This window comes from Pseudocitrobacter sp. 73, assembly GCF_008369545.1.
Classification (GTDB): Bacteria; Pseudomonadota; Gammaproteobacteria; order Enterobacterales; family Enterobacteriaceae; genus Pseudocitrobacter; species Pseudocitrobacter vendiensis.
In genome coordinates this window covers 458,249-483,701 of record NZ_VTZO01000008.1, presented here as the reverse complement: position 1 = coordinate 483,701, position 25,453 = coordinate 458,249, and the positions used below count along the sequence as shown (strand labels likewise).

Here is a 25,453-nt window from a genome sequence, read left to right as displayed (position 1 = left end):
CCGGGCACACTATAAGTAATGTCGGTGACCCAGACCTGATTGGCCCGGACAACAGTAAACTGCCGCTGCACGCGATTAGGGGCAACCACTGAAGGTCTGCCAGCGATACGACGCGGCGCTTTATAGCCGCGCACGGCTTTAATCCGGTTCAGTTGCATAATACGGCCCACCCGGTTTTTACCGCAGGTTTCCCCGATTTCGTTCAGGTCGCCATGAACCCGCCGGTAACCGTATACGCCTCCGCTCAGTGAATAGGAGTCACGGATAAGCGTCAGCAGACGCTGATTATCTTTATCACGTGCCGAGACCGGGTTATGCAGCCACGCGTAGAACCCGGCCCGGGCGACATCCAGTACCCGACACATTGTCATCACACCCCATACAGTGCGGTGCTCATTGATAAAGCGGTACTTCAGTCGGGCTCCCTTGCAAAGTACCGCGCGGCCTTTTTCAGGATATCCCGTTCTTCTTCGGTACGTTTTAGCTGCGCCCGTAGTTTCAGGATCTCGCTTTTGGCTTCCAGTAAATCCCGGGCATGCTGCTCGCTGTTATCCGGTTTGATAGCCCGTAGCCACTTGTAGAGGCTGTGGGCAGAAACGCCCAGACGGTCAGATACTTCGGCAACGGAATAACCGCGTTCCGTTATCTGTCGGACGGCTTCTTCCTTAAATTCAGGTGTAAATCGTGGTGTGCTCATATGCTCCCCCCTATACTCAAACTATAGGGCAGGATCGTCTACCGGGGTGGGGTCAGTCCAACTATAGGGCAGGATCGTCTACCGGGGTGGGGTCAGTCCATTACTAACTGACAGTTGTACCGAATACTGGGGGCAGGTCAAGCGCTTTAGCTTGTGTGGCAACAACCTCCTTTACAGGACCAGGTAGACGATTACCCTGTGCTGTTTCTGTGCTCAACGCAATCTACGGCTATCCATTTTCTGCCAGTGGTTGCAAAGACGACCATTCAACGTCAGCAAAGTTTCGCAATGCGCTGCTATGTAACTCATTGATCCTACGTAGAATTTAAAATCCCTCGGCGTTCGCGCTGTGTGGGTTCAAGTCCCACTCCGGGTACCATGGGAAAGCAAAGAATAATCAAAGCAATAAGCAGTGTCGTGAAACCACCTACGGGTGGTTTTTTTGTATCTGCTTTTCTTTGCTTCCATTTACCCTGCTCTCCCTCAATACTTGTCTGAACTCTCCCTTATAAACGTGATGAGATCAAAAATGAAAACAGGACCTTTAACCGAAAGCGAGCTGGAATGGCTGGATGAGACCATCGAAAAACATTCGACGGATAAATCCATTCTCGATGTTTCCGAACTGGACGGCATGCTGACGGCAATACTTTCCTCGCCGCAAGACATTGAACCTGCAGACTGGCTGCTGGCCGTATGGGGCGGGGCGGATAGCGTGCCGCGCTGGTCGGCGGATCGCGAGCGTGATCATTTCATCAATCTCACGCTGCAGCATATGGGTGATATCGCCGAGCGTCTGAATGACTATCCCGATCAGTTTGAACCCCTGTTCGGCACGCGCGAGGAAGAAGGCCAGGAGCTGACCGTTGTTGAAGAGTGGTGCTATGGCTACATGCGTGGTGTAGGCTTAAGCGACTGGTCTGGTTTGCCGCCAGCGTTACAGGAAGAGCTGGATGCTATCGCGTTGCACGGCGATGATGAGAACGCAGCGGCGCTTGATAACTTCTCCGCTGACGAGTATCTGGCAAGTATCGATAAGATTCGCCCGGCGGCGCTGATGCTGCATGGTTACTGGATGGCCCATCCGAAAGTGACGCCCGTGCAGCAGCCTGTCAGAAATGAGGGGAAAGTGGGGCGCAATGACCCATGCCCGTGCGGCAGCGGTAAGAAATACAAACAGTGCTGTGCCAATAAATGAAAAAATGCCGGGTAAATTACCCGGCATTTTTTTTAGCCCACGGCAGGCAAAAGGTTTGCCGCTATCGCTACCTGAATCGCAATCACCGCAATGCCACAGGCAAACACGAACCATAACGCGGGGGAGCCGCCAGCGACACGATATCCCCCTTGTGGGTGATGTTTACGGCTCTGCATCGTCAGCAGTGACGGGATAATCAGTGCCAGCACCGCCAGTGCAACACCCGCGTAACCCAGCGCCATCACAAAACCACGCGGATAGAAAAGGGCGAATGCCAGCGGTGGCAGGAAGGTGATGCCACCCGTTTGCAGACGGCCGCGCACGCCATTCTGACGCTGGAATAGATCTGCCAGGTAATCAAACAATCCCAGCGCAACGCCGAGGAAAGAGGTCGCCAGCGCCAGATCGGCAAACAGGTGTACGGCCAGCTCAACGTGGGCCGAAGCCACCACGGCGCGAATGGCTTCCAGCAGACCGTTCAGCCCGGCATGTTGCGCCATTAACCCGGCAAAGACGCCTGACTCAATGCTGCCCAGCGTCGCCAGTTGCCAGAAGAGATAAGCAACCAGCGGAATGAAACTGCCTATCATAAACACGCGGCGTAGCTTGCGAATGTCGCCATTCATATAGCTCACAATGCTGGGCACACTGCCGTGGAAACCGAACGAGGTAAAAATCACCGGAATGGCCGACAGCGCCAGCCCTTGCTGCAACGGCAGGGTTAACAAATTGATTTTATGAATGTGTGGCAGCAGCAGCGCCAGCATCACCACCAGAAAGATAATCTTGGCGCTGAAAAGAAAACGGTTAAAAAGGTCGACCAGCGATGTGCCAATACAAATTACCGTGCCGCCAATTGCTGTAAATAGCAGTACGCCAATGGCGGGCGGCATATCCACCGAGAACCACTGGCTGAGACTGGAGGCCAGCAGTTCACCCGCGCCGCTAATGTAGGCGGCAGTCAGGGCGTACATTAAAAATAACATGCTGAGGCCGGTTATCCACTGACCATAGCGACCCAGATAACGTTGCGCCAGGGAGCCAAGACCGGTATCGGCAGGCACGTGTTGATACACTTCCAACAGCAGGAGGGCGGCGTAGCACATCAACGCCCAGAGCCCAATTAACAGCACCAGCGTTACACCAAAGCCGACGCCAGCCGCAGCCAGCGGCATCGCCAGCATCCCTGCACCAATCGTGGTGCCTGCTACGATTAAAATACTCCCCAGGGTACGGTTCTTCACGCTTTCCTCTGCTACAGCACGCATATACGACACAAATATGTCGCGCAGGTTATGTGAAACCAGACGATTCGTCAAATCGCGATTACAGCGTGTGTATTAAAAAGTTTACAAATGGGTAGGGAATGAAAGCCTGCGCTAGCGCAAAACAGGTAAGTGAAATGCAGGTTATTGTGCTGCTTTTAGCGGAGGCATTATGGAATCTATTCACGGTCATGAAGTACTGAATATGATGATCGCATCAGGTGAGTCTTATTCAACAGAAAGTCTGGTGGCGGCGATTGAAGATCGTTTTGGCGAGGATGCGCGTTTTCATACCTGTTCGGCAGAGAATATGTGTGCGGCTGAGTTAGTGGCTTTTCTGGAGAGTAAAGGCAAGTTTATTCCGGTGGACGCGGGCTTCACAACGGCGGAAAGTAAAATCTGTCGACATTAATCAGCAGCGGCGAATTAACGCCGCTGCCTGTTAATTAATTCTGCGTATCGAGCGTAGAAAGCTCTTTATCAATAAAGTAGAGGCCTTCACCGCTTTTACCGGCGAGGGTCAGTTTATCAATTACAGATTTAAACAATTTCTCTTCTTCGTGCTGCTCAGCCACATACCATTGCAGGAAGTTAAAGGTTGGGTAATCCTGATTAGTCATCGCGGCATGCGCCAGCTCATTGATCTTAGACGTGATCAATTGTTCATGCTCGTAGGTGGCGCGGAAGAGATCGTCCAGCGACGCGTATTCCGCCATCGGCGAAGCGACACTGTGGATGCAGGGCAGGCTTCCGGTATCGGTCAGGTAATCGAACAGACGCTGCATGTGCTGCATCTCTTCCTGGGCGTGGCGGCGCAGAAACGCAGCGGCGCCCTCAAAGCTATTAAAGCTGCACCAGGCGCTCATCTGTTGATAAAGCAGTGAGGAATAAAGCTCGAGATTCATTTGTTGATTTAATTTCTCGATCATTTCCGCTTTTAACATTTTCAGGCTCCATAAAGGTGTTAATTAATTATGGAGGAACTATAAGTTGTTATTAAATTATTTGCAAAAGGTAAAAATAAAAACTTTTATTTAATAATGCGAATGGGAATAAAACGCATTGGCATGATAATGTCGCCGGAATGTATTCCGGCGTAAAATTTAATTCCAGGCAGGCGCAACCGGCGTGACGGCAATACCTCTGCACTGATATTGCAGCGTCACGCTTTCATTAATACACAATGGCCCGCTGCTGCTGACGCAGGTGGTAATTGGCTGCCCGTAGGCAAAGGCGGTGGCGTAACCCATTTGCTGGCAGGCTTTGGTCGCGGTGCCGTTAACAACGTCGTCGTCGGTTTTCGCATTCTGCAACATCGCCTGGCCATAAGTTAGCCGTACGATACCGCTGGTCGCATCCATTTCGCTTATAGCTGCCTGTCGGTGGACACTACAGGCGGAAAGCAAAATTACGATAGCGCTAATCGGGAAGAGAATTTTCATGGCGGTACTCAGGGCAATCTATCATTACGCTATCCTGACATAGGTAAAGGCGGTCAATCCTCCGAATAAAGAGGATAACCTTGCTCTCTTAAGGCGACGATCTTTCCCCTACGTAAAGCAAAAATGTGAGCCTTGCTGTGATTTTTAAAACCATTTTTCATAAAATTTGAAAGTATGTTTGCAAGGTTGTAAGGTTGATACATTGTTATCGTACCCTTGCGGGAGACGCCCGCGCTGCATTCAGGAGAGGAAAGAATGAAAATTGCACTGATGATGGAAAACAGCCAGGCCAGCAAAAACGCCATCATTCATAATGAATTAAAAGCGGTTGCCGATGAAAAAGGATTCCCGGTTTTCAACGTAGGGATGAGCGATGAAAACGACCATCATCTGACCTACATTCACCTGGGTATCATGGCCAGCATCCTGCTGAATTCCAAAGCGGTTGACTTCGTGGTGACTGGCTGCGGTACCGGCCAGGGCGCGCTGATGTCTCTGAACATCCACCCGGGCGTGGTGTGCGGCTACTGTATCGACCCGGCTGATGCCTTCCTCTTCGCGCAGATCAACAACGGTAATGCGCTGTCGCTGCCATTCGCCAAAGGGTTCGGTTGGGGCGCGGAACTGAACGTGCGATTTATCTTTGAAAAAGCGTTCACCGGTCGCAACGGTGAAGGCTATCCGCCAGAGCGTAAAGAACCGCAGGTGCGTAACGCGGGCATTCTGAACCAGGTCAAAGCGGCGGTGGTGAAAGAAAATTATCTCGATACGCTGCGCGCCATTGACCCGGAACTGGTGAAAACCGCCGTTTCTGGTCAGCGTTTCCAGCAGTGCTTCTTCGAAAACTGCCAGAATAAAGAGATCGAAGCGTTCGTGCGCCAGATCCTCGGCTAATCCTGCATGATATAAAAATCCCCACCTGCGTGGGGATTTTTGTTTCTACGCCTTCACTTTTCTGGATACCGACACGCCAGCATCTTTAGTCAGCCGTAGCGTATCCATCATTCCAATCAGGCAGATCAGGGCGATAAACACAAACGCCAGCCTGAAACTTATCCCCGGCATTGTGCCGAGCCCCAGTAGAACGCTCACTTTCTCCCCCAGACGAATACCGATTGCCCCGAGGGTGATGCCAAGCCCAATGGCTAACTGACTGGCGGTGCTGAACAACGTATTGGCATAACTCATCTGCGGGCCAGGTACATCGGCAAACGCCAGGGTGCTCACGCCGGTAAACTGGATGGAGCGGAATACGCCGCCTAAATAAAGCACCAGCAATATGGCCCATACGGGCGTTTGTGGTGTTAAAAAGGCGCAGGCGGTCAGGGCCAGCACGTTCAATGCGCCATTAATCAGCAACAGGCGGCGGAAACCCAGCCAGCGAATCAACGGCGTGGTAGCGGGTTTGATGGTCAGATTGCCGACAAATACTGCCAGCACCAGCAGGCCAGAATGGAATGGGTCCATTCCAAAACCGACCTGAAAAAGCAGCGGCAGCAGGAATGGCACCGCACTGATTGAGGCGCGGAACAGCGATCCGCCGTACATCGTTACCCTGAAGGTCGGGACCTTCAGCGCATCCAGGCGGATCATCGGCCATTTTGCCCGCCGAAAATGATACAGCGAGTAATAAAACGCCAGCCCGCCAATAACAAACAGTGTTAGCACCAGCCCGCTCTGCATGCTCTGCCCGCCCAGCGCCTCCATGGCACACACCAGGCTCACCATCGCCACCGACGTGGCAAGAAAACCGGGCAGGTCAAAGGGGCGGCGTTCGTCATCGCGAATATCGGGAATGATACGGAGCGATAGTAAGATGGCGATAATGCCCAGCGGAACGTTAATAAAGAAGATCCACCGCCAGTCCGCGACGCTGGTGATAAACCCGCCCAGCGGCGGCCCGATAATCGGAGCGATGAGCGCAGGCCAGGTCAGCGTGGCGATGGCCGCAATAAGCAGATGTTTTGGCGTGGTACGCAGAACCGCCAGACGCCCAACGGGCACCATGAGCGCGCCGCCCATGCCCTGAAGGATGCGCATGGCGACGAAACTGTCGACGGTAGTCGCCAGGCCGCAAAATACGGATGCCAGGGTGAAAATGGCCAGCGCCAGCGTGAATATTTTACGTGCACCAAATCGGTCGGCTATCCAGCCACTGGCAGGGATGAGAACGGCCAGCGTAATCAGGTAGGCGCTGATACCAATGTTAAGATCGACAGCGTCAACGCCGAAACTTTTGGCCATGTCGGGCAGGGCGGTGGCGATCACGGTGCCATCAAGAAACTCCATAAAAAACGCGCCAGCAACCAACAGAGCAGCGGGCGACAGGCCGCGCCCGTTTTGTGCCTGGAGAGGCTCACTCATTTCTGTTTTACCCTATCAAATTAATCTGCAAATTTTATAATTTAAGTTTTAAGCTAAGTAACTGATTTGTTTCAGATAATAGGTCTTTATCGCCATTTGCTGAAAAAATAAACGTGATGCATGTCTCGTTTTGGTTGATTTTTGTGATGAATGTCATACTATACGTCAAAAGACAATAACACCTGCGTAACAAAATAGGAGCATCACAATGAAACAACGCATGCGCAAAATCCTCAAAAGCATGTTCGAGAACTATTGCAAAACTTTCAAAGACGTACCGCCAGGCGCTATGTTCTGATAAAAAACCTGCCACGGCAGGTTTTTTTATGTCTGTAACGGGCGCGCTTCGGCCGTTTCGGGTACCATAGTACCCCTAAATGTTAAGGAGCGTATATGTCCCAGAACCTGACTGCTGATGAAGAACTGGTATCCGACGTGGTAGCCTGCCAGTTGGTCATTAAGCAAATTCTTGATGTCATCGATGTCATCGCCCCCGTCGAAGTGCGTGAGAAGATGTCCACTCAGCTGAAATCTATCGATTTCGCCGGGCATCCGTCAGCTGACCCGGTCACGCTGCGCGCCATCCAGAAAGCGATTGCCCTGATCGAGCTAAAGTTTACCCCGCAGGGTGAAGCACACTGATTGGGTGATTGAGGCGTGATTGACAACCGGCAGGTTTGCACTGCCGGTTGTTATGCAAAGAAGGGATTAGTGTACCTGGTGGTTTACCACGTTCAGAAGATGCTGATCGGTTTGTTGCATGCACAGGCCCGCTTTATTCGCATTGCGTACTTCTTCAAGAATCGCCTGAAGCAAAACCCCATCCTGCTGCTGCTCTTCTTCAAGGTTGGTTAAGAAGCTCAGCGTGCTGTCATCGCGCAAAACTTTCGCCTGTTCAGCCAGCTCTGAAAGCGTATTGCTGCGCTGGTTATACTCTTCAATGGTTTTCAGGAAGAGTTCTTCGAGTGAGGCACACTGCTCTTCGTGCGGCTCAATGGCCTTCACTACCGGGTACCCGCCAGATTTCTTCATGTAATCAAACACTCGCATCATTTGCGTGACGCTGGTTTGTGCCTGTGCGCGAAGAAACGTTGCGGTGCCGTTGAGGCGTTGTTCGGAACACCACTCGCTCAGACGGAGATAGAGATTCGATGCGTAAAACTCAAGGTTCATTTGAGTATTCAGTTTTTGAACCATTCCTGGGACTGCCATACCAATATCCTTATTTCCTGGAAGGGACAACTCGCGTCAACGCTCGGGATTCTTACTTTTTATCATTACGCTATGATGAAGGGCGTAAATTACTTCAAGTTTAAATCGCGCTATTTACGCGTCAGAGAACAATGACAGAATGTAATATTCGACGACCTCTGAATGTGACCGATGTACGATTCCTGAATCGGCTCGAAAAATAATACCGCGCGCTACAGGTTAAGAAAACTCTTAAGTTTGTTCATTTACGTTTTGTTACAACTATATTCCAGAAAAGGATTATGCCTGCGCATGTTACCGTAATGAATTATTACAGCTATATGATTTGTATGGTGAATATATTAAGGATCATCTTTATTTGTGATCGCGTTAGCATTTTTCGTGGACGATCGCATAAACCTGTTTCATAGCTTGTCAGGAATTACGTACTATTTGTATAATAAAATGAAACAGTGGTTTATTTTTGTTTGTTTATTTTGTGGGTCAGGCAAACAGTTCAATAGCCAGTAAATTGTTTTAGATCATTTTTGCCAGTGGTGAGGCAGATTGGTTCGCGCGCAATTATCCGGCCAATCCCCGATTACGATAAAACAGGAGTTACAATGAAACAGGTTGCCGTGCTGTTAGCACCCGGGTTTGAAGAAGGTGAAGCGATCGTCACAATTGATATTCTGCGTCGTTTGCATCTTGAGGTTGAACTGGTGTCCTGCGCTGAATCGCGCGCGGTGGTGAGCTATCACGATATCCCGATGGTGGCGGATGCAACACTTGCAGAACGCATGGATAAAATCTACGACGCCGTGGTACTGCCGGGCGGGCCGCAGGGCAGTGTGAATCTCGCGGCAAATAAAGACGTGGTGAAGTTTGTCGCCGCACATGATGAAGCTGGAAAATATATTTGCCCCATTTGCTCTGCCGCCGCTCGCGTGCTGGCAGGTAACGGCCTGCTGAAAGGCCGTCGCTATGTCTGCTCCGGCGACTTATGGCAGGATATTAAAGACGGTGAGTATATTGATGCCCCGGTAGTGGAAGATGGCAACCTCATCAGCGGGAAAGGATTCGGTCATGTTTTCGATTTTGCCTTTACCGTGGCGGCGCGCTTATTAGGCGATGAGGCACCAGTACGCGATCACGCGGAGCACATCTACTATCCGTGGTAACACTTAAAAGGATGAGTTAGCTAACAATAGAGATTATAGTGCTATCACCGGGGCGAATTGTCAGACAATTCGCCCTTTCTGTATGTCATTTTCTGCTAAATCCATGTATGCAACTACTGTAATTCTGCGGTGTGATGCGGCTCTCTTATGGATAAATATTTTCCCGCTATTAATGTGCTAACAACCGTATAGCAATTAACGAAACGGCTAATACGTTGTTTTACGTCCTAATTAAAATTTATAACCGATTATTTCCCTACAAATAAAAGCACAAAGGCTGGAGTATACCATGCACAAATTCACTAAAGCGCTGGCCGCCATCGGCCTGGCAGCGGTTATGTCACAATCAGCTATGGCAGAAAATTTGAAGCTCGGTTTTCTGGTGAAGCAACCGGAAGAGCCGTGGTTCCAGACCGAATGGAAGTTTGCTGACAAAGCCGGCAAAGATTTGGGTTTTGACGTGATTAAAATTGCCGTACCCGACGGCGAGAAAACCCTGAATGCCATCGATAGCCTGGCGGCTAACGGCGCGAAAGGGTTCGTTATCTGTACCCCAGACCCCAAACTGGGCTCAGCAATTATGGCGAAAGCGCGCGGCTATGACATGAAAGTGATCACCGTCGATGACCAGTTCGTGAATGCCAAAGGCAAGCCGATGGATACCGTTCCGCTGGTGATGATGGCTGCCAGTGAAATCGGCGCGCGGCAGGGGCAGGAACTCTATAAAGAGATGCAAAAACGCGGCTGGGACGTAAAAGATACCGCCGTGATGGCCATTACGGCGAACGAGCTGGATACCGCGCGTCGCCGCACCACCGGCTCGCTGGATGCGCTGAAAGCCGCTGGCTTCCCGGAAAAACAGATTTATCAGGTCCCGACGAAATCCAACGACATCCCCGGCGCGTTTGATGCTGGTAACTCTATGTTGGTGCAACACCCTGGCGTGAAGCACTGGCTGATTGTTGGCATGAACGATAACACCGTACTGGGCGGCGCGCGCGCGACGGAAGGTCAGGGCTTTAAAGCTGCCGATGTTATCGGTATCGGTATCAATGGTGTGGATGCGGTGAACGAACTGTCGAAGGCGCAGGCCACCGGCTTTTATGGTTCCCTGCTACCAAGCCCGGATATTCACGGTTATAAAACCAGTGAAATGCTCTACAACTGGGTTGAGAAGGGCGTAGAGCCGCCGAAATTCACCGCGGTCACTGACGTGGTACTGATTACCCGCGATAACTTTAAAGAAGAGCTGGCGAAAAAAGGTCTGTAAGTCGTGATGCGTCTCCCCGGGCCTGATTGCCGGGGGAGACGTGACCCTGTCATTCAGGAGTGGTTATGCAACAGTCAACCCCTTATCTCTCATTTCGCGGCATTTCTAAAACCTTCCCGGGCGTAAAAGCGTTATCCGATATCAGCTTCGACTGCTATGCCGGACAGGTGCACGCGCTGATGGGCGAAAACGGTGCCGGAAAATCTACGCTGCTCAAGATTCTGAGTGGCAACTATGCGCCGACGGCGGGTACGCTAACGCTGCGCGGGCAGGATGTCGCCTTTGCGGATACCACCGCTGCGTTGAATGCCGGCGTCGCGATTATCTATCAGGAACTGCATCTGGTACCGGAGATGACCGTCGCGGAAAATATCTATCTCGGGCAGTTGCCCAGCAAAGGCGGCATTGTTAATCGTTCGCTGCTGAACTACGAAGCCGGACTACAGCTACAGCACCTTGGGCTTGATATCGATCCGAACACACCGCTGAAGTATCTCTCTATCGGCCAGTGGCAGATGGTGGAAATTGCCAAAGCGCTGGCGCGCAACGCGAAAGTCATCGCCTTCGATGAACCCACCAGCTCGCTCTCAGCGCGCGAAATTGAAAATCTGTTTCGCGTGATCCGCGAACTGCGCAAAGAAGGCCGCGTAATCATCTATTTCTCTCATCGTATGGAAGAAATTTTTGCCCTGAGTGACGCCATCACCGTATTTAAAGACGGACGTTATGTTTGCACCTTCAGTGATATGGAAAAAGTAAACCACGACAGCCTGGTCCAGGCGATGGTCGGGCGTGACATTGGTGATATCTATGGCTGGCAGCCACGCGAGCATGGTGCGGAACGCCTGCGGCTGGACCAGGTCAAGGCGCCAGGCGTGCGGACACCCATTTCCCTGACGGTACGCAGCGGTGAAATCGTCGGCCTGTTCGGGCTGGTTGGCGCCGGGCGAAGCGAACTGATGAAGGGGCTGTTTGGCGGCAACAAAATATCCAGCGGTCAGGTTTATATTGACGGCGCGGCAGTCACCATCGATAAGCCCGCGCATGCGATTCGCGCCGGTATGATGCTGTGCCCGGAAGATCGTAAAGCCGAAGGAATTATTCCTGTTCACTCCGTACGCGACAACATCAACATCAGCGCACGGCGCAACAATATTCACGCCGGATGCCTGATCAACAACGGCTGGGAGACGCGCAACGCGGATCATCATATTCAATCTCTAAATATTAAAACGCCGGGTGCCGAGCAACTGATTATGAATCTTTCCGGGGGTAATCAGCAGAAAGCGATTCTGGGGCGTTGGTTGTCGAAAGAGATGAAAGTCATTTTGCTGGATGAACCCACGCGCGGCATTGACGTGGGCGCGAAGCATGAAATCTATAACGTCATTTACGCCCTGGCGGCGTCCGGCGTGGCGGTACTGTTCGCCTCGAGCGACCTGCCAGAAGTGCTGGGCGTGGCGGACCGAATCGTGGTGATGCGCGAAGGCGAAATTGCCGGTGAACTGCTGCATGGCAGCGCGAATGAACAGCAGGCGTTAAGCCTCGCTATGCCTAAAGTGAGTCAGGCCGTCGCCTGAGAAAGGAGTTTATGATGTCTTCTATAACGACTTCCGGCGCACGCCGACCATCACTCAGCTTTGGCCGTATCTGGGATCAGTACGGCATGCTGGTTGTCTTCGCGGTACTGTTTATCGGCTGCGCGATTTTTGTGCCGAATTTTGCCTCCTTCGTCAACATGAAAGGGCTGGGGCTGGCGATATCGATGTCCGGCATGGTCGCCTGCGGGATGCTGTTCTGCCTGGCGTCTGGCGATTTTGACCTCTCCGTTGCCTCGGTGATTGCCTGCGCAGGCGTCACTGCGGCGGTGGTCATCAACCTGACAGAAAGCCTGTGGATAGGCGTCTTTGCCGGGCTGATGCTGGGCGTGTTGAGCGGTCTGGTCAACGGCTTCGTCATTGCCAAACTGAAAATCAACGCCCTGATCACCACGCTTGCCACCATGCAGATTGTGCGCGGCCTTGCCTATATCATCTCTGATGGTAAAGCCGTTGGAATCGAAGATGAGCGTTTCTTTGAACTGGGATACGCGAACTGGCTCGGTTTACCGGCGCCAATCTGGCTGACTGTCGCCTGTTTAATCATTTTCGGATTATTACTGAATAAGACCACTTTTGGCCGTAATACCCTGGCGATTGGCGGGAACGAAGAGGCTGCGCGTCTGGCAGGTGTTCCGGTTGTTCGCACCAAAATTATCATCTTTATTCTGTCAGGCCTGGTGTCGGCGGCGGCGGGGATTATTTTGGCTTCGCGAATGACCAGCGGGCAACCAATGACCTCTATCGGTTATGAGCTGATTGTCATCTCAGCCTGCGTGCTGGGCGGGGTGTCGCTAAAAGGCGGTATCGGAAAAATCTCCTACGTGGTGGCCGGAATATTGATTTTGGGGACGGTAGAAAACGCCATGAATCTGCTGAATATTTCGCCATTCTCACAGTACGTAGTACGGGGTTTAATCCTGCTGGCGGCAGTTATCTTTGACCGCTACAAACAAAAAGCGAAGCGAACAGTCTAAAAAATCAGGTCCAATTTTTAAGTGTATGTAGTACCCGCGCCGGTGGCTAATCCCACCGGCGTTTTCATTTGAAAATGGCGAGCCGCGTCACACTGTCTATACTTTAACTGCTAACTTTTTGTTAACACATCACTACGCAATCACTGATAAGGAGGAACCCAGGGTGGCTGACCTGTTTTCTGTACCCCCTGCACCAACTAAAAATGTCGCTTTTTTCTTTGACCTTGATGGCACTCTCGCAGGGATCAAACCGCATCCCGATCATGTTGCTATACCTGAACCCGTTCGGGATGCGCTGTTTCAGTTGTCACAGGCGCACGATGGCGCAGTAGCGTTGATTTCAGGGCGCTCAATGGTTGAGCTGGACAGGCTCGCCAGTCCGTATCGCTTCCCTCTGGCGGGCGTACACGGAGCGGAACGCCGCGATATCAGCGGGAAAACGCATATCGTTGCGCTGGAAAATGAGACGGCTCGTTGCGTTCAGCAGCAATTGAGTACGGCGCTGGCAGTATTGACCGGGGCCGAACTCGAAGCCAAAGGGATGGCTTTTGCACTGCATTATCGTCAGGCGCCGCAACATGAAGCGGCAATTGTGGCGCTGGCGCAGCATATCGTTGCGCAGTTTCCCGAGCTGGCGCTTCAGCCGGGTAAGTGCGTTGTGGAGATTAAACCAAAGGGGATCAACAAAGGCGCAGCCATTGCCGCCTTTATGCAGGAAGCGCCCTTTCGCGGCAAGCTGCCGGTGTTTATCGGCGATGATTTAACGGATGAGGCGGGCTTTGCCGCCGTGAACAGACTGAATGGAATATCGATTAAAGTGGGAGCGGGCGACACGCAGGCTACATCACGTTTACCTGATGTGGCGGCCGTTCACCAGTGGTTGCAAAACGCGGCTGAAAATCAAAAACAAAACGCGCTTACAGACAGGAGAGATGGCTATGAGTCGCTTAGTCGTAGTATCTAACCGTATTTCCGTTCCTGATGATAAAAAGGCCAGTGCTGGTGGGTTGGCTGTGGGGATCATGGGGGCATTGAAGAGTAAAGGGGGCCTGTGGTTTGGCTGGAATGGCGAAATTGGTGATGAGAATGCCCCGTTGGAAAAAGTGTCCCAGGGCAACATCAGTTGGGCTTCGTTTACGCTGAATGAGCAGGATCACGAGCATTACTACAACCAGTTTTCCAATGCGGTGCTGTGGCCTGCGTTTCACTATCGACTGGATTTGGTCGCTTTTCAGCGTGAATGCTGGGAGGGTTACCTGCGGGTAAACAGTAAACTGGCAGATAAACTGCTGCCGTTACTGCAAGACGATGATGATATCTGGGTACACGATTACCATTTGCTGCCGTTCGCCAGCGAGCTACGTAAGCGTGAGGTGAACAACCGTATCGGATTTTTCCTGCACATTCCTTTCCCGACGCCGGAAATTTTCAACGCGCTGCCGCCGCACGCCGAACTGCTGGAGCAGCTCTGCGATTATGACCTGCTGGGATTCCAGACGGAAAACGACAGGCTGGCGTTCCTCGATTGCGTAAGTGCTCAGACGCGGGTTACCACGCGCAGTAAAACGCATACGGCCTGGGGAAAAACCTTCCGCACCGAAGTTTACCCGATTGGTATTGAACCGGACGAGATAGCGAAACAAGCGCAGGGGCCTTTGCCCCCGAAACTGGCGCAACTGAAAGCTGAGCTTAAAAACGTCAAAAATATCTTTTCGGTCGAACGACTGGATTACTCCAAAGGCCTGCCGGAACGTTTTCAGGCCTATGAAGCGCTGCTGGAAAAATTCCCGCATCATCATGGCAAAATTCGTTATACCCAGATTGCGCCAACGTCGCGTGGCGATGTACAGGCCTATCAGGATATTCGTCATCAACTGGAAACGGCGGCAGGGCGGATTAACGGGCAGTACGGTCAACTTGGCTGGACACCGCTCTACTACCTGAATCAGCATTTTGATCGTAAATTACTGATGAAAGTCTTCCGTTATTCCGATGTGGGTCTGGTCACGCCGCTACGCGATGGGATGAATCTGGTGGCAAAGGAGTTTGTGGCCGCGCAGGACCCGGCGAACCCGGGTGTGCTGGTGCTCTCGCAGTTTGCCGGGGCGGCGAATGAACTGACCTCTGCCCTGATTGTAAATCCTTACGATCGGGATGAAGTGGCGGCAGCGCTGGACAGAGCGTTGAATATGCCGCTTGCCGAGCGTATCTCGCGTCATGCGGAAATGCTGGAGATCATCACGCGTAACGACATCCACAACTGGCAGGCGCAGTTTATGAGCGATCTAAAACGGATTACGCCGAGAAGCGAAGAGAGTCAGATGGAGAATAAAGTGGCGGCATTCCCAAAGCTGGCATAAGGAAAGAATGACGCCGGATACGACAAAACCGGCGTCGCACAGGGAATGTTACAACGTCACAAGCAAAACGTCGGCGCAACTGCTGCCGACGATATTCTTCGCTGAGCAGGTGGCGCGCGAGAAAAAGCTTTGATTGTGGTTACCACAGATAACTAAATCGACCTGGTAGTGCTGACACCAGGATTTAATACTTTCACACAATTCACCGCTGGCAATTTGGGTTTTCCAGATGGGGTAGTCGGCTTGTTCAACCAGCGTATTAAGAAACTGCTGGGTCTCCTCCTGCATTAATTCACGCAGATTCTCCATCATCGGCGCGGCCAGCTGGTTATACATTTCCGGATCGGTTGAGAACGTGATCAGGCTGACGCGGGCATTGACCGGGCGCGCGATCGAAACGGCCTTGCGCACCAGCGCGTGACTTTCAGGCGTTGGCGCTACCGCCACTAACAGGTGAGAGTAAGGCATCAGACCTCCTTGCAGGACACTTCACTAACCTTATTTAAGCTCATACTCTTTTTGCCATCTGACTGCAAGGGTGGTTTCAAATGTAACTGTGAGCTACTTCAATATATGCATTAATTATTCTTATGTTCGGAATAGTGTAAAAAGTGGGCGTGTTGCAAATTATGCTGAGATTGTAACTACTTTCCTTAAGTTATAGTAATCACTTAACCCATAATCGAAAGTGATTAACAAAATAAAAATGATTTAACTGAGTTATTATGCAAATGCTAATTTTATTTAATTGTATGAATTTAAGATATAAATTTATATTCTCCGGTGCTAAGCGAATCATCGTGCCCGTTGTCAATCCTCTGTCGTCTATGGTTCTTCATCGGGTTAAGCACGCTTTCCTCTTTTGAATGAATATTCGTCCCTGAAGAATAGAAAAATCGCTCATTTGATTAATAAGCGTTCAAATAACAATGTAATCTGATGGATTGGCGGTTAACATTCAGGTAGATTATGTGACATAAATCACATAATTCCTAAATTTACCCTAAGGCCAGATTGTATGTGTCATAGCTGGCGGGTAAAGTTGCGTGGATTTAGGAAAATTCTTAGTCATTTGTAAGAAATGTTTAAATTTGTTGCTTCATAACGTGAAGCGCACTCGCCGATATTTCAATCAGCATCGGCTATGCATTTCAGCCATTTCTTTTTTTTTATCGGGATTTCCCGACGACATCACGGGGTGTGCGGTTTGACCGCATTAAAACAATAGTTGGTTATTCGGGATGGGGAAAATGCATACATCCGAGTTGCTAAAACATATCTATGACATCAATTTGTCCTATCTACTTCTTGCGCAACGTCTGATCGGTCAGGATAAAGCATCCGCCATGTTTCGCCTGGGCATTAACGAAGAGATGGCCACCACGCTGGGTGAACTGACTCTTCCGCAAATGGTAAAACTGGCGGAAACCAATCAACTGGTTTGCCAGTTCCGCTTCGACAGTCATCAAACCATCACTCAACTCACGCAGGATTCCCGGGTCGACGACCTGCAACAGATCCACACCGGTATTCTTCTTTCTACGCGTTTACTGAATGACGCCAGCCAGACCGCTGATTCCGGCCGTAAGAAAAGGGCCTGAGCATGAGCGAAAAAAGCATTGTCCAGGAAGCCCGCGATATTCAGCTTGCGATGGAGCTGATTACCCTGGGCGCGCGTTTGCAGATGCTGGAAAGTGAAACGCAACTGAGCCGTGGTCGCCTGATTAAGCTTTATAAAGAATTGCGCGGCAGCCCACCGCCGAAGGGGATGCTGCCATTTTCCACTGACTGGTTTATGACGTGGGAGCAAAATATCCACTCTTCCATGTTCTGCAATGCCTGGCAATTTCTTCTCAGCACCGGGTTATGCTCGGGCGTTGATGCCGTTATCAAGGCCTACCGACTCTACCTGGAACAGTGTCCCGCTCAGGATGAAGCCCCTCTACTGGCGCTGACTCGCGCCTGGACGCTGGTGCGTTTCGTCGAAAGCGGTATGCTGGAACTGTCGCACTGTAACAGCTGCGGCGGTAATTTTATCACTCACGCACATCAACCGGTGGGCAGCTTCGTTTGCAGTCTGTGCCAGCCGCCATCACGCGCCGTAAAAAGACGTAAACTTTCCGACAACGCTGCCGATAGTAATCCACAACTGCTGGATGAACAGATAGAGCAAGCTGTTTAGCCGGAACGGTGTGGCAAACACTCCAGCAGCGGGGCCCGTGACCGCTGCTTTTTTTTGCCTGTCGTTCGGCGACGCTTTTATCTGTCCTTCAGCCTGGTCAACAGTGGAAGGATGAAACGTGCTTATCTTAATCGGTTACCTGGTCGTCATCGGGACAGTATTCGGCGGTTATGCCATGACCGGCGGACACCTTGGGGCACTGTATCAACCCGCTGAACTGATTATTATCGGCGGAGCTGGCGTCGGCGCGTTTATCGTCGGTAACAACGGTAAAGCGATTAAGGGCACGCTCAAGGCACTGCCGCTGCTTTTTCGCCGCTCAAAATACACCAAAACCCTGTATATGGACCTGCTGGCGCTGCTGTATCGCCTGATGGCCAAGTCACGCCAGCAGGGGATGTTCTCGCTCGAGCGCGATATTGAAAATCCGCGCGAAAGTGAAATCTTCGCCAGCTATCCGCGCATTCTTGCTGACAGCGTCATGCTGGATTTCATCGTCGATTATCTGCGACTCATCATCAGCGGCAATATGAATACCTTCGAAATTGAAGCGCTGATGGACGAGGAAATTGAAACCTTCGAAAGCGAAAGTGAAGTTCCAGCCAACAGTCTGGCGCTGGTGGGCGACTCGTTACCGGCATTTGGCATCGTGGCGGCGGTGATGGGGGTTGTACATGCGCTGGGGTCGGCGGATCGTCCGGCGGCAGAACTGGGCGCATTAATTGCTCACGCTATGGTGGGGACGTTCCTGGGTATTCTTCTGGCTTATGGTTTTGTCTCGCCGCTGGCCAGCGTGCTCAGACAAAAAAGCGCAGAAACCACCAAAATGATGCAGTGCGTCAAAATTACGCTGCTCTCGAATCTCAATGGCTATGCGCCGCCAATCGCCGTGGAGTTTGGCCGTAAAACACTTTACACCAGCGAGCGTCCGTCGTTTGTTGAACTGGAAGAGCATGTGCGCGCGGTGCGTAACCCGACGGCGCAGCAAGCCACGACCGAGGACGCATGAAAAATCAGTCGCATCCGATCGTCGTCGTCAAAAGACGCAAAGCCAGATCGCATGGGGGAGGTGGCCACGGATCGTGGAAGATTGCCTACGCCGATTTTATGACCGCCATGATGGCCTTCTTTCTGGTGATGTGGCTGATCTCTATCTCCAGCCCTAAAGAGCTGATTCAAATTGCCGAATACTTCCGCACGCCCCTGGCGACAGCGGTCACCGGCGGTCCGCGAATATCGAACAGCGACAGCCCGATTCCCGGCGGTGGCGATGATGTCACCCAGCAACAGGGCGAAGTGAATAAACAGCCCAACATGGATGAACTGAAAAAGCGGATGGAAACTAGCCGCCTGAAGCGCATTCGCGGTGAGCTGGACCAACTCATTGAGGCCGATCCCAAACTGAAAGCCCTGCGCCCGCACCTGAAAATTGACCTCGTCCAGGAGGGGTTGCGCATTCAGATTATCGATAGCCAGAACCGACCGATGTTTAAAACCGGCAGCGCCGAGGTGGAGCCGTACATGCGCGATATCCTGCGCGGTATTGCCCCGGTGTTGAATGAAATCCCAAATAAAATCAGTCTCTCCGGCCATACGGATGATTATCCCTACGCGGGCGGGGAGCGCGGCTACAGTAACTGGGAACTCTCGGCAGACCGCGCTAACGCTTCCCGGCGCGAGTTGGTGATTGGCGGTCTGAGTGAAGGCAAAGTGCTGCGCGTGGTGGGGATGGCAAACACCATGCGGCTATCCAGCCATGGAGGGGATGACGCGATTAACCGTCGCATCAGTTTGCTGGTGCTCAACAACCAGGCCGAGCAGGCGATTCTGAACGAGAACGCGCAGAGCCAGAACGAACCGTTAAGTGTATTACCGTCGCCGTCGGCGACACAAAGCCCAACACCGCCACAATCCGATCAGAGGTGATTGCGTGAGCATGGATATCAGCGATTTTTATCAGACTTTCTTTGATGAAGCCGACGAACTGTTGGCGGACATGGAGCAGCACCTGCTGGATCTTGTCCCGTCCGATCCCGACACCGAACAGATGAACGCCATCTTTCGGGCGGCGCACTCCATCAAAGGAGGCGCGGGTACGTTCGGTTTTTCTGTATTGCAGGAAACGACCCATTTAATGGAGAACCTGCTCGACGATGCACGTCGTGGGGAAATGCCGCTCAATACCGACATTATCAACCTGTTTTTGGAAACCAAAGATATTATGCAGGAACAGCTCGACGCCTATAAAAGCTCACAGGAGCCAGATGCCGCCAGTTTTGAATACATCTGCCAGGCGCTGCGTCAGCTGGCGCTGGAAGCGAAAGGTGAGAGTGCGCCGCCAGCGACTCGTCTGACCGTGGTCGAGAAAGCGGAGCCGCCGCAGGGAAATTCACGGATCACCCTTTCACGCCTGAAACCCGGCGAGCCGGAGATGCTCAAGGAAGAGCTCGGGAACCTTGCGACGCTTAGCGACGTCACGCTGGGCGTTGATAGCCTGAGCGCGACCCTGGAAGGTGATGTGAACCAGGACGATATCGCGGCGGTACTCTGTTTTGTTATTGAGGCGGATCAGATAACGTTTGACGCTGAGCCTGTGGCGGAAACCGTACCCGCGACAGCGCCGACACTGGTGCCCGTCGCGCCCGCGCGCGCAGAACGCGAGAAACCGGCGCGCGCCAGTGAATCGACCAGCATTCGTGTGGCAGTGGAGAAAGTCGATCAGCTTATCAACCTGGTGGGGGAGCTGGTGATCACCCAGTCGATGCTGGCGCAACGCTCGACGGAACTCGACCCGGTGCAGCATGGCGATCTCATCACCAGCATGGGCCAGCTTCAGCGCAACGCCCGTGACTTGCAGGAATCGGTGATGTCTATTCGCATGATGCCGATGGAGTATGTATTCAGCCGCTTCCCGCGTCTGGTGCGTGACCTGGCGAGCAAGCTCGGTAAGCAGGTTGAACTCACGCTACAGGGCAGTTCCACCGAACTCGATAAGAGCCTGATTGAGCGGATTATTGACCCGCTGACACACCTGGTGCGTAACAGTCTGGATCACGGCATTGAACTGCCGGAAACACGTATCGCGGCAGGAAAATCAAAGGTCGGTAATCTTATTCTGTCGGCGGAGCATCAGGGCGGCAACATCTGTATCGAAGTGACCGACGATGGCGCGGGGCTGAACCGCGAGCGCATTCTGGCGAAAGCCCTCTCTCAGGGGCTGGCGGTTCACGACAACATGACCGACGACGAAGTGGGGATGCTGATCTTTGCGCCTGGATTTTCAACCGCCGAGCAGGTGACGGACGTTTCCGGGCGCGGCGTCGGTATGGACGTGGTGAAACGCAACATTCAGGAGATGGGCGGCCACGTCGAGATCCAATCAAAACAGGGCGCAGGCACCACCATTCGAATTCTGCTGCCGCTGACGCTGGCAATCCTCGACGGCATGTCCGTGAAGGTGTGCGACGAAGTCTTTATTCTGCCTCTTAATGCGGTGATGGAATCGCTCCAGCCGCGCGATGAAGATTTGCACCCGCTGGCGGGCGGGGAGCGCGTGCTGGAAGTGCGCGGTGAATACCTGCCGCTGGTGGAATTGTGGAAAGTGTTTGATGTGCAGGAGGCTAAAACCGAAGCGACGCAGGGCATTGTGGTCATTCTGCAAAGCGCCGGGCGACGCTATGCGTTGCTGGTCGATCAACTGATTGGGCAGCATCAGGTGGTGGTCAAAAACCTGGAAAGTAACTATCGCAAAGTGCCGGGTATTTCCGCCGCCACCATTCTCGGTGACGGCAGCGTGGCGCTGATTGTGGATGTCGCGGCCCTGCAAAGTCTTAATCGTGAAAAACGTCTGGCGTACATCGCCGCCTGAATAGAGAAGGAAATAAAATGACCGGTATGAACAGCGTAGCAAAACTGGCGGGCGAGCCCTCGGGCCAGGAGTTTTTAGTTTTCACCCTTGGCGATGAAGAGTACGGCATTGATATTCTGAAAGTGCAGGAAATTCGCGGTTACGATCAGGTGACCCGTATTGCCAATACGCCAGCGTTTATTAAAGGCGTCACCAATTTACGCGGTGTAATTGTGCCGATTGTCGATTTACGCGTGAAGTTCAGCCAGCAGGACGTGGAGTACAACGACAATACGGTAGTGATTGTGCTGAATCTCGGCCAGCGGGTGGTGGGGATTGTGGTGGATGGCGTGTCTGACGTGCTGTCGCTCGCGGCAGATCAAATTCGTCCCGCGCCGGAATTTGCTGTGACGCTATCGACGGAGTACCTGACCGGTCTTGGTGCGTTGGGCGACCGCATGCTGATTCTGGTGAATATCGAAAAGTTGCTGAGTAGCGATGAGATGGCGCTGCTGGACAGTACGGCGACGCAAGCTGCGTAAAAAATGCCGGGTAGGTGCGGTTTGTGTGATGCCTGATGGCGCTTCGCTTATCAGGCCTACGGGCTGGTGCGGTTTGCTCGATGTACGAGTCAGGTGCGATTTGTAGGCCGGATAAGGCGTAGCCGCCATCCGGCAATCCCACAAACCGCACAATGCCAGTTACGTTAAGCCTGCACTTCCTGCTGCTCCACTTCTTCCGCTTCGCCTTCGCTCAGCATCCCTTCATTTTGCGACAGCATCGCCGCCGCCACGCCATTACCCAGCACGTTAATGGCGGAACGCCCCATATCGAGGAAGTGATCAATCCCCATCAACAACAGAATGCCCGCCACCGGAATATTAAAGCTCGGAATGGTCGCCGCCAGCACCACCAGCGCAGAGCGCGGAACCCCGGCGATACCTTTTGATGCCAGCATCAGCGTCAGCATCAATACGGTAATTTCAGAGAAGCTCAGCTGAATATTGTAGGCCTGGGCGATAAACATTGATGCAAACGAGCAGTACACCATCGACCCCACCAGGTTAAAGGAGTAACCGATCGGCAGAACGAAAGAGACGATGTTCGGCGAACAACCAAATTTCGCCAGCTGTTCCAGTGTTTTTGGATAGGCTGCTTCAGAGCTACTGGTGGTGAACGCCACCAGCACCGGATCTTTAAGCATATTGACCAGGCGGAAAATCTCTTTCTTCAGCACCATGTAACCCACGCCGATCAATACCAGGCAGGTGAGCAGAATCGCCAGGTAATAACCGCCGATGAAAGAGGCATAGTTCAGCAAAATGCCGAGACCTTCTTTCGCAATAACCGAAGAGATAGCGGCGAAAATGGCCAGCGGAGCGACGTACATCACATAGCCCGTCACCTTCAGCATAATATGCGAAACGACATCCAGTGCAGCAACCAGCGGCGCATTGAATTTCTGCCCCAACGATGCGCCGCCAATACCGAAGAACATTGAGAAGACCACAATTTGCAGGATTTCGTTATCGGCCATCGCGCCCGCGATGCTTGTTGGAATGGTGTGCGCCAGGAATGCTTTCAGCGACATGCCATTGGTGGCGAGCCCGGTCTCAACCGTACCGGCAGGGATGGCAAGATTCATTCCGCTACCCGGCTGCTCCAGAGTGACAATAAACAGCCCCACCAGGATGGAGAGCACGGATGAGCTGATAAACCACACCATGGCTTTACCGCCAACGCGGCCAATCGTCGAAGTTTCACCCAGGCGCATAATCCCCACGGTCAGCGTACTGAACACTAACGGCGCAATAACCATTTTGATGAGGCGCAGGAAGATATCGGTGAGCAGGGTGATGTTATCGGACCATGCGGTAATGGAGTCTGCTGATGCGTAGGAATGGATCATTGCGCCGGTGAGAATCCCCGCCAGCATGAAAATCACGATAAATACCGTGAGTTTATTTGCGTTTGCCACTTAATATTTCCCCGTCGTGTTACGAATAATTAACATGATGATCAATGATTTTTTATTATGTAATTCCATTAATTCATTCGTAGTATAAATTGGATTAAAGCGGACAGATTTACAACTATTTTTTAGGGTTTATCGGAAATGTTGTAATTTTGCGCATTCGTGCGGGGAAACCCTGTTTCTCTGCTTAAAGTTTCACTTCCCGATGCCGATAACACCGATATCACGTCATCGAGAAGGTGTTGTATGTTAAACCGTATCCGCGTTGTCACCCTGCTGATGTTGGTGCTGGTCGTATTCGCACTTTTGCAATTGCTCTCCGGGGGATTACTTTTTTCGTCTCTTTCGCAAAACCAGCACAGTTTTGCGCTCTCTAACGCCCTTCGTACTCAGCAGGCCGAGCTGACAGACGCCTGGGATCTGATGCTGCAAACGCGTATCAACCTCAGCCGCTCCTCGGCGCGCATGATGATGGATACCAGCAATCTTCAAAGCAGCGCCAAAACCGATTTGCTGAAGAATGCCAAATCAACGCTGGCGCAGGCTCAGGCGCATATCACACGATTTAATCAGGTGACGGTTGAGCCGGAAATGGCGCAGGCCAGCCAGCGTGTTGCGCAACAAGCCCAGGCCTATTTCGCGGCCTTACAGGAGCTGATTGGTTTTCTGGAGCAGGGAAACATGGACGCCTACTTTGCTCAGCCGACCCAGGGTAAACAGAACGCCATGGGCGAGGCGATGGGGGTGTATCGCGCGCAAAGTGAGTCGCTCTATCAACAGGCCTTTACAACCAGTAGCCATGATTATCAGTTCGCCCGCTGGCAGTTAATGATCCTGGCGCTGGTGCTGGCGGCGGTGCTGCTGGCTGTGTGGTTTGGTATTCGCCGCATTCTGTTGACGCCGCTTAATCATGTCATGACCCACATCCGCCACATCGCCAATGGCGACCTGACGCCCGAGCTGGTATTGAAAGGACGCAATGAACTGACCCAACTGGCGGATACCGTTAACCATATGCAGCACGCGTTAATTGACACGGTCACCCGCGTTCGCGAGGGCACAGATGCTATTTACAGCGGCACCAGCGAAATCGCCGCCGGAAATAACGACCTCTCTTCACGCACTGAACAACAATCTGCCTCGCTGGAAGAGACCGCCGCCAGCATGGAACAGCTCACTGCGACGGTAAAACAGAACGCCGATAACGCGCGTCAGGCCTCACGGTTGGCGCAAAGTGCTTCGGAAACCGCGCGTCGCGGCGGCAATGTGGTGGATGACGTGGTCAGCACCATGCACGATATCGCCGGGAGTTCGCAGAAAATCGCTGATATCACCAGCGTCATTGATGGCATCGCCTTCCAGACCAACATTCTGGCACTAAACGCCGCCGTAGAAGCCGCCCGAGCGGGTGAGCAGGGGCGCGGGTTTGCCGTGGTCGCCGGCGAAGTGCGAAACCTTGCCAGCCGCAGTGCTCAGGCGGCAAAAGAGATTAAAGCCCTGATCGACAACTCGGTTGAACGGGTGGATGCCGGTTCCCGGCTGGTGGAAGGCGCTGGGGAAACCATGCATGAGATTGTCAACGCCGTCACCCGTGTGACCGACATTATGGGTGAAATCTCCTCCGCCTCTGATGAGCAGAGTCGTGGGATAGACCAGGTCGCGCTGGCGGTCACCGAAATGGACAAAGTCACACAGCAAAACGCCGCGCTGGTCGAAGAATCCGCTGCTGCGGCGGCTGCGCTGGAAGAGCAGGCCGGGAAGTTGAGCGAAGCGGTCAGCGCATTTCGGCTGGCGTCACTCAAACGCGCGGCCGTCTTGCCAAAAACAGCGTCGGCACCGGTTGTTCAGCCTGCGGTCGCGCGTTCAGAAGAAAACTGGGAAACCTTTTAATTTGTGTCAGGCGCGA

General features: G+C 52.5%; 25 protein-coding genes and 1 pseudogene. 18 read left to right on the top strand and 8 right to left on the bottom strand.

Annotation, left to right across the window (positions count from 1 at the left end; genetic code table 11):
• Positions 1-697, bottom strand: a pseudogene (locus tag F0Q32_RS09585) (IS3 family transposase); the annotation flags it as partial.
• A gap of 529 nt (positions 698-1,226) precedes the next feature.
• On the opposite strand from F0Q32_RS09585, the gene F0Q32_RS09580 reads away from it, so the two are divergent.
• Positions 1,227-1,895: a YecA family protein gene (locus tag F0Q32_RS09580; protein WP_149462863.1), complete on the top strand. Its 669-nt coding sequence runs from the start codon at positions 1,227-1,229 to the stop codon at positions 1,893-1,895.
• A gap of 32 nt (positions 1,896-1,927) precedes the next feature.
• On the opposite strand, the gene tyrP is transcribed toward F0Q32_RS09580, so the two are convergent.
• Positions 1,928-3,139, bottom strand: coding sequence for a tyrosine transporter TyrP (gene tyrP / locus F0Q32_RS09575; protein WP_149462862.1), 1,212 nt, complete (start codon positions 3,137-3,139; stop codon positions 1,928-1,930).
• A 193-nt stretch (positions 3,140-3,332) separates the two neighbouring features.
• Between tyrP and F0Q32_RS09570 the strand changes: the two genes are divergently transcribed.
• Positions 3,333-3,572, top strand: a complete 240-nt coding sequence (locus F0Q32_RS09570; protein WP_149462861.1) for a YecH family metal-binding protein — start codon at positions 3,333-3,335, stop codon at positions 3,570-3,572.
• Between the two features lie 34 nt (positions 3,573-3,606).
• Here F0Q32_RS09570 and ftnA read toward each other — a convergent pair whose 3' ends face one another.
• Both ftnA and yecR read right to left on the bottom strand, forming a co-directional pair.
• Positions 3,607-4,104, bottom strand: coding sequence for a non-heme ferritin (ftnA, locus tag F0Q32_RS09565; protein WP_149462860.1), 498 nt, complete (start codon positions 4,102-4,104; stop codon positions 3,607-3,609).
• 159 nt (positions 4,105-4,263) lie between these two features.
• Positions 4,264-4,602 carry a YecR family lipoprotein gene (yecR, locus tag F0Q32_RS09560; RefSeq protein ID WP_149462859.1) on the bottom strand — a complete coding sequence of 113 codons (339 nt, stop codon included), beginning with the start codon at positions 4,600-4,602 and terminating at the stop codon, positions 4,264-4,266.
• Positions 4,603-4,857: 255 nt separating this feature from the next.
• Between yecR and F0Q32_RS09555 the strand changes: the two genes are divergently transcribed.
• Positions 4,858-5,496 carry an RpiB/LacA/LacB family sugar-phosphate isomerase gene (locus F0Q32_RS09555; protein WP_149462858.1) on the top strand — a complete coding sequence of 213 codons (639 nt, stop codon included), beginning with the start codon at positions 4,858-4,860 and terminating at the stop codon, positions 5,494-5,496.
• A gap of 45 nt (positions 5,497-5,541) precedes the next feature.
• On the opposite strand, the gene F0Q32_RS09550 is transcribed toward F0Q32_RS09555, so the two are convergent.
• On the bottom strand, positions 5,542-6,966 hold the full coding sequence (locus F0Q32_RS09550) for an MFS transporter (RefSeq protein ID WP_149462857.1): 1,425 nt from the start codon (positions 6,964-6,966) through the stop codon (positions 5,542-5,544).
• 208 nt (positions 6,967-7,174) lie between these two features.
• Here F0Q32_RS09550 and azuC point away from each other — a divergent pair, with 208 nt between their 5' ends.
• Both azuC and F0Q32_RS09540 read left to right on the top strand, forming a co-directional pair.
• A complete protein-coding gene (gene azuC, locus F0Q32_RS09545; protein ID WP_015963980.1) occupies positions 7,175-7,264 on the top strand; it encodes a stress response protein AzuC in 90 nt (29 codons plus the stop codon).
• Positions 7,265-7,359: 95 nt separating this feature from the next.
• Positions 7,360-7,608, top strand: a complete 249-nt coding sequence (locus tag F0Q32_RS09540) for a DUF2766 family protein (RefSeq protein ID WP_015963981.1) — start codon at positions 7,360-7,362, stop codon at positions 7,606-7,608.
• A 66-nt stretch (positions 7,609-7,674) separates the two neighbouring features.
• Here the strand turns inward: F0Q32_RS09540 and F0Q32_RS09535 are convergent, their stop codons facing one another.
• The gene (locus F0Q32_RS09535; protein WP_149462856.1) at positions 7,675-8,178 is read right to left on the bottom strand and encodes a non-heme ferritin-like protein; all 504 of its coding nucleotides are present in this window, start codon (positions 8,176-8,178) and stop codon (positions 7,675-7,677) included.
• A gap of 602 nt (positions 8,179-8,780) precedes the next feature.
• Between F0Q32_RS09535 and F0Q32_RS09530 the strand changes: the two genes are divergently transcribed.
• The 6 genes from F0Q32_RS09530 to otsA all read left to right on the top strand — a co-directional run bounded on the left by F0Q32_RS09530 (position 8,781) and on the right by otsA (position 15,543).
• On the top strand, positions 8,781-9,338 hold the full coding sequence (locus F0Q32_RS09530; RefSeq protein ID WP_149462855.1) for a DJ-1/PfpI family protein: 558 nt from the start codon (positions 8,781-8,783) through the stop codon (positions 9,336-9,338).
• A gap of 289 nt (positions 9,339-9,627) precedes the next feature.
• On the top strand, positions 9,628-10,608 hold the full coding sequence (locus F0Q32_RS09525) for an arabinose ABC transporter substrate-binding protein (protein WP_149462854.1): 981 nt from the start codon (positions 9,628-9,630) through the stop codon (positions 10,606-10,608).
• Positions 10,609-10,673: 65 nt separating this feature from the next.
• Positions 10,674-12,188, top strand: a complete 1,515-nt coding sequence (gene araG, locus F0Q32_RS09520) for an L-arabinose ABC transporter ATP-binding protein AraG (RefSeq protein ID WP_149462853.1) — start codon at positions 10,674-10,676, stop codon at positions 12,186-12,188.
• Positions 12,189-12,202: 14 nt separating this feature from the next.
• Complete coding sequence (gene araH / locus F0Q32_RS09515; RefSeq protein ID WP_149462852.1) at positions 12,203-13,183, top strand: L-arabinose ABC transporter permease AraH; 981 nt, start codon at positions 12,203-12,205, stop codon at positions 13,181-13,183.
• Positions 13,184-13,346: 163 nt separating this feature from the next.
• Positions 13,347-14,147 carry a trehalose-phosphatase gene (otsB, locus tag F0Q32_RS09510; RefSeq protein ID WP_149462851.1) on the top strand — a complete coding sequence of 267 codons (801 nt, stop codon included), beginning with the start codon at positions 13,347-13,349 and terminating at the stop codon, positions 14,145-14,147.
• The gene (gene otsA / locus F0Q32_RS09505; RefSeq protein WP_149462850.1) at positions 14,122-15,543 is read left to right on the top strand and encodes an alpha,alpha-trehalose-phosphate synthase; all 1,422 of its coding nucleotides are present in this window, start codon (positions 14,122-14,124) and stop codon (positions 15,541-15,543) included. Before otsB ends, otsA begins: the two co-directional genes overlap by 26 nt.
• A 48-nt stretch (positions 15,544-15,591) precedes the next feature.
• Here the strand turns inward: otsA and uspC are convergent, their stop codons facing one another.
• Positions 15,592-16,011, bottom strand: coding sequence for a universal stress protein UspC (gene uspC, locus F0Q32_RS09500; protein ID WP_149462849.1), 420 nt, complete (start codon positions 16,009-16,011; stop codon positions 15,592-15,594).
• A gap of 782 nt (positions 16,012-16,793) precedes the next feature.
• Here uspC and flhD point away from each other — a divergent pair.
• The 6 genes from flhD to cheW all read left to right on the top strand — a co-directional run bounded on the left by flhD (position 16,794) and on the right by cheW (position 22,114).
• On the top strand, positions 16,794-17,144 hold the full coding sequence (gene flhD / locus F0Q32_RS09495) for a flagellar transcriptional regulator FlhD (protein WP_149462848.1): 351 nt from the start codon (positions 16,794-16,796) through the stop codon (positions 17,142-17,144).
• Positions 17,145-17,146: 2 nt separating this feature from the next.
• Positions 17,147-17,725: a flagellar transcriptional regulator FlhC gene (gene flhC, locus F0Q32_RS09490; protein WP_149462847.1), complete on the top strand. Its 579-nt coding sequence runs from the start codon at positions 17,147-17,149 to the stop codon at positions 17,723-17,725.
• A gap of 118 nt (positions 17,726-17,843) precedes the next feature.
• Positions 17,844-18,734, top strand: coding sequence for a flagellar motor stator protein MotA (motA, locus tag F0Q32_RS09485; protein WP_149462846.1), 891 nt, complete (start codon positions 17,844-17,846; stop codon positions 18,732-18,734).
• Positions 18,731-19,651: a flagellar motor protein MotB gene (motB, locus tag F0Q32_RS09480; protein WP_149462845.1), complete on the top strand. Its 921-nt coding sequence runs from the start codon at positions 18,731-18,733 to the stop codon at positions 19,649-19,651. The genes motA and motB overlap by 4 nt, the downstream gene beginning before the upstream one ends.
• A 4-nt stretch (positions 19,652-19,655) precedes the next feature.
• Entirely contained in the window at positions 19,656-21,593 is a 1,938-nt protein-coding gene (gene cheA, locus F0Q32_RS09475) for a chemotaxis protein CheA (RefSeq protein ID WP_149462844.1), read from the top strand.
• A gap of 17 nt (positions 21,594-21,610) precedes the next feature.
• Positions 21,611-22,114, top strand: a complete 504-nt coding sequence (gene cheW, locus F0Q32_RS09470) for a chemotaxis protein CheW (RefSeq protein ID WP_015963995.1) — start codon at positions 21,611-21,613, stop codon at positions 22,112-22,114.
• Between the two features lie 164 nt (positions 22,115-22,278).
• Here cheW and F0Q32_RS09465 read toward each other — a convergent pair whose 3' ends face one another.
• Entirely contained in the window at positions 22,279-23,550 is a 1,272-nt protein-coding gene (locus tag F0Q32_RS09465; protein ID WP_149462843.1) for a dicarboxylate/amino acid:cation symporter, read from the bottom strand.
• Between the two features lie 243 nt (positions 23,551-23,793).
• On the opposite strand from F0Q32_RS09465, the gene tar reads away from it, so the two are divergent.
• A complete protein-coding gene (gene tar, locus F0Q32_RS09460; protein WP_149462842.1) occupies positions 23,794-25,437 on the top strand; it encodes a methyl-accepting chemotaxis protein II in 1,644 nt (547 codons plus the stop codon).
• Positions 25,438-25,453: the final 16 nt, after the last annotated feature.

What these genes read in the sequence shown, in the direction of transcription:
- motB (WP_149462845.1), top strand. Translation starts at nt 18,731, where the DNA reads ATGAAAAATCAGTCGCATCCGATCGTCGTCGTCAAAAGACGCAAAGCC.
- F0Q32_RS09555 (WP_149462858.1), top strand. Translation starts at nt 4,858, where the DNA reads ATGAAAATTGCACTGATGATGGAAAACAGCCAGGCCAGCAAAAACGCC.
- otsA (WP_149462850.1), top strand. Translation starts at nt 14,122, where the DNA reads ATGAGTCGCTTAGTCGTAGTATCTAACCGTATTTCCGTTCCTGATGAT.
- tar (WP_149462842.1), top strand. Translation starts at nt 23,794, where the DNA reads ATGTTAAACCGTATCCGCGTTGTCACCCTGCTGATGTTGGTGCTGGTC.
- flhD (WP_149462848.1), top strand. Translation starts at nt 16,794, where the DNA reads ATGCATACATCCGAGTTGCTAAAACATATCTATGACATCAATTTGTCC.
- F0Q32_RS09550 (WP_149462857.1), bottom strand. Translation starts at nt 6,966, where the DNA reads ATGAGTGAGCCTCTCCAGGCACAAAACGGGCGCGGCCTGTCGCCCGCT.
- ftnA (WP_149462860.1), bottom strand. Translation starts at nt 4,104, where the DNA reads ATGTTAAAAGCGGAAATGATCGAGAAATTAAATCAACAAATGAATCTC.
- F0Q32_RS09525 (WP_149462854.1), top strand. Translation starts at nt 9,628, where the DNA reads ATGCACAAATTCACTAAAGCGCTGGCCGCCATCGGCCTGGCAGCGGTT.
- F0Q32_RS09580 (WP_149462863.1), top strand. Translation starts at nt 1,227, where the DNA reads ATGAAAACAGGACCTTTAACCGAAAGCGAGCTGGAATGGCTGGATGAG.
- F0Q32_RS09570 (WP_149462861.1), top strand. Translation starts at nt 3,333, where the DNA reads ATGGAATCTATTCACGGTCATGAAGTACTGAATATGATGATCGCATCA.
- araG (WP_149462853.1), top strand. Translation starts at nt 10,674, where the DNA reads ATGCAACAGTCAACCCCTTATCTCTCATTTCGCGGCATTTCTAAAACC.
- uspC (WP_149462849.1), bottom strand. Translation starts at nt 16,011, where the DNA reads ATGCCTTACTCTCACCTGTTAGTGGCGGTAGCGCCAACGCCTGAAAGT.
- flhC (WP_149462847.1), top strand. Translation starts at nt 17,147, where the DNA reads ATGAGCGAAAAAAGCATTGTCCAGGAAGCCCGCGATATTCAGCTTGCG.
- cheW (WP_015963995.1), top strand. Translation starts at nt 21,611, where the DNA reads ATGACCGGTATGAACAGCGTAGCAAAACTGGCGGGCGAGCCCTCGGGC.
- yecR (WP_149462859.1), bottom strand. Translation starts at nt 4,602, where the DNA reads ATGAAAATTCTCTTCCCGATTAGCGCTATCGTAATTTTGCTTTCCGCC.
- F0Q32_RS09540 (WP_015963981.1), top strand. Translation starts at nt 7,360, where the DNA reads ATGTCCCAGAACCTGACTGCTGATGAAGAACTGGTATCCGACGTGGTA.
- F0Q32_RS09530 (WP_149462855.1), top strand. Translation starts at nt 8,781, where the DNA reads ATGAAACAGGTTGCCGTGCTGTTAGCACCCGGGTTTGAAGAAGGTGAA.
- araH (WP_149462852.1), top strand. Translation starts at nt 12,203, where the DNA reads ATGTCTTCTATAACGACTTCCGGCGCACGCCGACCATCACTCAGCTTT.
- azuC (WP_015963980.1), top strand. Translation starts at nt 7,175, where the DNA reads ATGAAACAACGCATGCGCAAAATCCTCAAAAGCATGTTCGAGAACTAT.
- F0Q32_RS09535 (WP_149462856.1), bottom strand. Translation starts at nt 8,178, where the DNA reads ATGGCAGTCCCAGGAATGGTTCAAAAACTGAATACTCAAATGAACCTT.